The following is a 3,775-nucleotide window of genomic DNA, read 5'->3' on the forward strand; positions in this document are numbered from 1 at the left end:
AAGAATTGAAACATTGATAGGATTATTGAAAGAAAAATATCACTTAGTTACGAGTAAACATCGTTCGATTGCTGGTTTTTTAGCAGGCGTATTTTCTTCACTATGTGCGTATCAACTTTGCCAAAAGAATAAGCCTAAAATTCATGTGATTAAATCTTTGGCTTATCCGTAACTGGGGTTAAATTAGTTTCTTTTATCTGGTCAATTGCAGACGACTGCCTACGTGACGTATATGTACGTGGTAAGTACCGTGACATCATTTTGCCGATGGTGGTATTACGTCGTTTAGATACCTTATTAGAACCAACCAAAGCTGAGATCTTAGCTGAAGTCCAAGACCAACAAGCTGAGCCTGATTTTGTAGAATTGGATGATTTACCACTACGCCATATTTCAGGTTACGTGTTTTACAATACCTCGCAATGGACGCTTAAAAGCCTATTTGAAACAGCGACTAATAATCAGCAAATTTTATTAGCAAATTTTGAAGACTACTTACGTGGCTTTAGTGACAACGTTAAAGAGATCATCGACTGCTTTAATTTATTTGCTCAAATCCGCCACATGGCAAACAAAGATGTTTTGCTGGACGTATTAGAAAAATTTGTATCGCCATACATCAACCTTAGCCCATTTGAAACGCAAGATCCGAACGGCTATAAGCTCGGTGGTTTGTCTAACCTTGGTATGGGTTATGTCTTTGAAGAACTTATTCGTAAATTTAACGAAGAAAATAACGAGGAAGCAGGGGAACACTTTACCCCACGTGAAGTGATTGACCTGATGACGCATTTAGTCTTTGACCCAATCAAAGACCGTATTCCGTATGCTTTGTCTGTGTATGACCCTGCCTGCGGTAGCGGTGGTATGCTCACTGAAGCGCAAAACTTTATTGAAGAGCGTTATAGCGATGAAGATCGTGACATCTTCCTCTACGGTAAAGAAATTAACGATGAAACCTATGCGATCTGTAAATCAGACATGATGATTAAGGGCAATAACCCTGAAAACATACGTGTGGGTTCGACCTTGGCAAGTGATGAGTTTGCCTCAAAACGTTTTGACTTTATGTTGTCAAATCCTCCGTATGGTAAAAGCTGGGCATCAGATCAAAAATACATTGTCGAAGATAAAAAAGTCATCGACCCACGTTTTAGAGTCGAGCTTAAAAACTATTGGGGTGAACTGAAAGAAGAAGATGCAACGCCACGTTCTAGCGATGGTCAGCTTTTATTCCTCATGGAAATGGTCAGTAAGATGAGCTCGCCTGAGCAAAATGGTATTGGTAGCCGTATTGCTTCTGTCCATAATGGTTCGAGCTTATTTACAGGTGATGCAGGTGGCGGCGAATCCAACATTCGTCGTTATATCATCGAAAATGATTTGCTGAATGCCATCATTCAATTGCCAAATAACTTGTTCTATAACACCGGTATTACCACTTATATTTGGTTGTTATCGAATAACAAGCCTGAATCACGTAAAGGCAAAGTGCAACTCATTGATGCAAGTTTGCTTTACCGTAAGTTACGTAAAAACTTAGGGCAAAAAAACTGTGAATTTGCACCTGAGCATATTGAAGAAATTTTAAATGTCTACCTGAACGGGCAAGATGTTGAGCGTGGTTTAGATGCCAACAATGACCCAATTGGTTTAGCCTCGAAAGTCTTTAATAACAGTGATTTTGGTTATTACAAAGTCAATATCGAACGTCCTGACCGTCGTAAAGCACAGTTTAGTTTGGAACGTTTACAGCCATTACGTTTTGATAAGTCATTGCTTGAGCCAATGGAATATATGTTTGCTGAATATGGTGATGTGATTTACCAAGCAGGCAAGCTTAAAGCAGTGGAAAAAGACGTTTTAGATTGGTGTGAGAAGCAAGAGATTAGCTTAAATACCAAAGCGAAAGCGAAGCTGTTTGAGATTAAGCATTGGGCATCGCTCAAGACGTTGTTTGAATCTGCTCAAGCGATTATGGAACAAGTAGGTGAAGCGGAATCAAGCGACTTTAATGTGTTTAAAGACAATGTGGATAAAGCGATTAAAGCCCTTGGTCTAAAGCTGTCTGCTCCTGAAAAGAACAGCATTTTAAATGCTGTGAGCTGGTATGACGAAACGGCTGAGAAAGTGCTGAAAAAAGTGCTGAAACTGAATGGCGATAAGTTGGCAGAGTTACTTGAGCGTTTAGGCTGTGAAGAATCTGATTTAGCCGACTTTGGTTATTTTGCTACAGGCAAAAGAGGTGAGTACATCACCTATGAAAGCAATGCTGATATCCGTGACAGTGAGTCTGTACCGTTAAATCAGCGTATTCACCAATACTTTTTAGATGAAGTAAAACCGCATGTGGATGAAGCATGGATTAATTTGGATTCGGTGAAAATTGGTTATGAGATCAGCTTTAACAAGTATTTCTACCAACATAAGCCGTTACGTTCGCTTGAAGATGTGGCACAGGATATTTTAAGTCTTGAGAAGCAAGCTGATGGTTTAATTGCACAGATTCTGGGTCTTTAAGGAGAAGTAGAATGTTTAAGAAATATGATGCTTATAAAGATTCAGGTATTGATTGGGTAGGCAAAATTCCTGCTCATTGGAATGTATTAAAACTAGGCGGAATTTTTGAGCAAAGAAATCAAAAAGTTTCAGATAAGGACTATCCAGCTCTTTCTGTTACAAAAAATGGTATTGTCCCACAATTAGATAATGCTGCTAAAACTAAAGATGGAGATAATCGAAAATTAGTTTTGAAAGGTGATTTTGTTATTAATAGTCGTTCAGATCGTAAAGGTTCAAGTGGCTTATCTTCTCTTGATGGCTCTGTATCATTGATTAATATCGTATTAAAGCCAAGAAAAATTGAACCAAAATTTTCTCATCATCTGATGAAATGCAATGCATTTATTGAGGAATATTATCGAGTTGGTCGAGGTATTGTTGCTGATTTATGGACAACTCGATTCGAAGAAATGAAAACAATGAATTTAGCTCTTCCGAGTGTAGATGAGCAAAGACAAATTGCGGCTTTTCTAGATCAAAGATTAGTTGAAATCGACCAAGCCATTGCCATTAAAGAACAGCAAATTGCTTTACTCAATGAACGTAAGCAAATTGTCATTCAAAAAGCAGTCACCCAAGGTTTAAATTCAAATGTTGCAACGAAAGATTCAGGTGTGGAATGGATTGGGCAAATTCCTGAGCATTGGAATACTAAGAAATTTAAATATGCTATGTCAATTAAAGCAAGATTGGGTTGGAAAGGACTCAAAGCAGACGAATACGTAGATAATAGTGAGTATGGTTTTTTATCAACTCCAAATATCAAACATCAAAATATTAAATATGATGAATGTTACTTCATTACCCAACGTCGGTATGAGGAGTCACCAGAAATTATGTTGCAAGATGGCGATATACTTTTAGTTAAAGATGGTTCAACCCTAGGTATATCAAATATTGTTAAAAATTTGCCTTTCAAATGTACTGTTAATTCTTCCATAGCAGTGTTAAGAAAGTTTCAAAAAGAGCAATATTTACCTGGTTTTCTAAACTATTATCTAAAAACGAGTTCGATACAAAATCATATTAAATTAACCCCAGTTACGGATAAGCCAAAGATTTAATCACATGAATTTTAGGCTTATTCTTTTGGCAAAGTTGATACGCACATAGTGAAGAAAATACGCCTGCTAAAAAACCAGCAATCGAACGATGTTTACTCGTAACTAAGTGATATTTTTCTTTCAATAATCCTATCAATGTTTCAATTCTT

General features: G+C 37.3%; 2 protein-coding genes and 2 pseudogenes. 3 read left to right on the forward strand and 1 reads right to left on the reverse strand.

Translation table 11 applies throughout. The features are described from left to right. From F947_RS14595 to F947_RS14210, 3 genes and pseudogenes are all read left to right on the forward strand, one after another. Positions 1-172, forward strand: a pseudogene (locus F947_RS14595) (IS982 family transposase); the annotation flags it as partial. 23 nt (positions 173-195) lie between these two features. Next, positions 196-2,520 carry a type I restriction-modification system subunit M gene (locus F947_RS04755; protein WP_081402705.1) on the forward strand — a complete coding sequence of 775 codons (2,325 nt, stop codon included), beginning with the start codon at positions 196-198 and terminating at the stop codon, positions 2,518-2,520. Positions 2,521-2,531: 11 nt separating this feature from the next. After that, positions 2,532-3,626, forward strand: coding sequence for a restriction endonuclease subunit S (locus F947_RS14210; protein ID WP_004972831.1), 1,095 nt, complete (start codon positions 2,532-2,534; stop codon positions 3,624-3,626). On the opposite strand, the pseudogene F947_RS14600 reads toward F947_RS14210, so the two are convergent. Then, a pseudogene (locus tag F947_RS14600) lies at positions 3,604-3,775 on the reverse strand (IS982 family transposase); the annotation flags it as partial. The gene F947_RS14210 and the pseudogene F947_RS14600 overlap by 23 nt on opposite strands.

The organism is Acinetobacter towneri DSM 14962 = CIP 107472 (assembly GCF_000368785.1).
Lineage (GTDB): Bacteria > Pseudomonadota > Gammaproteobacteria > Pseudomonadales > Moraxellaceae > Acinetobacter > Acinetobacter towneri.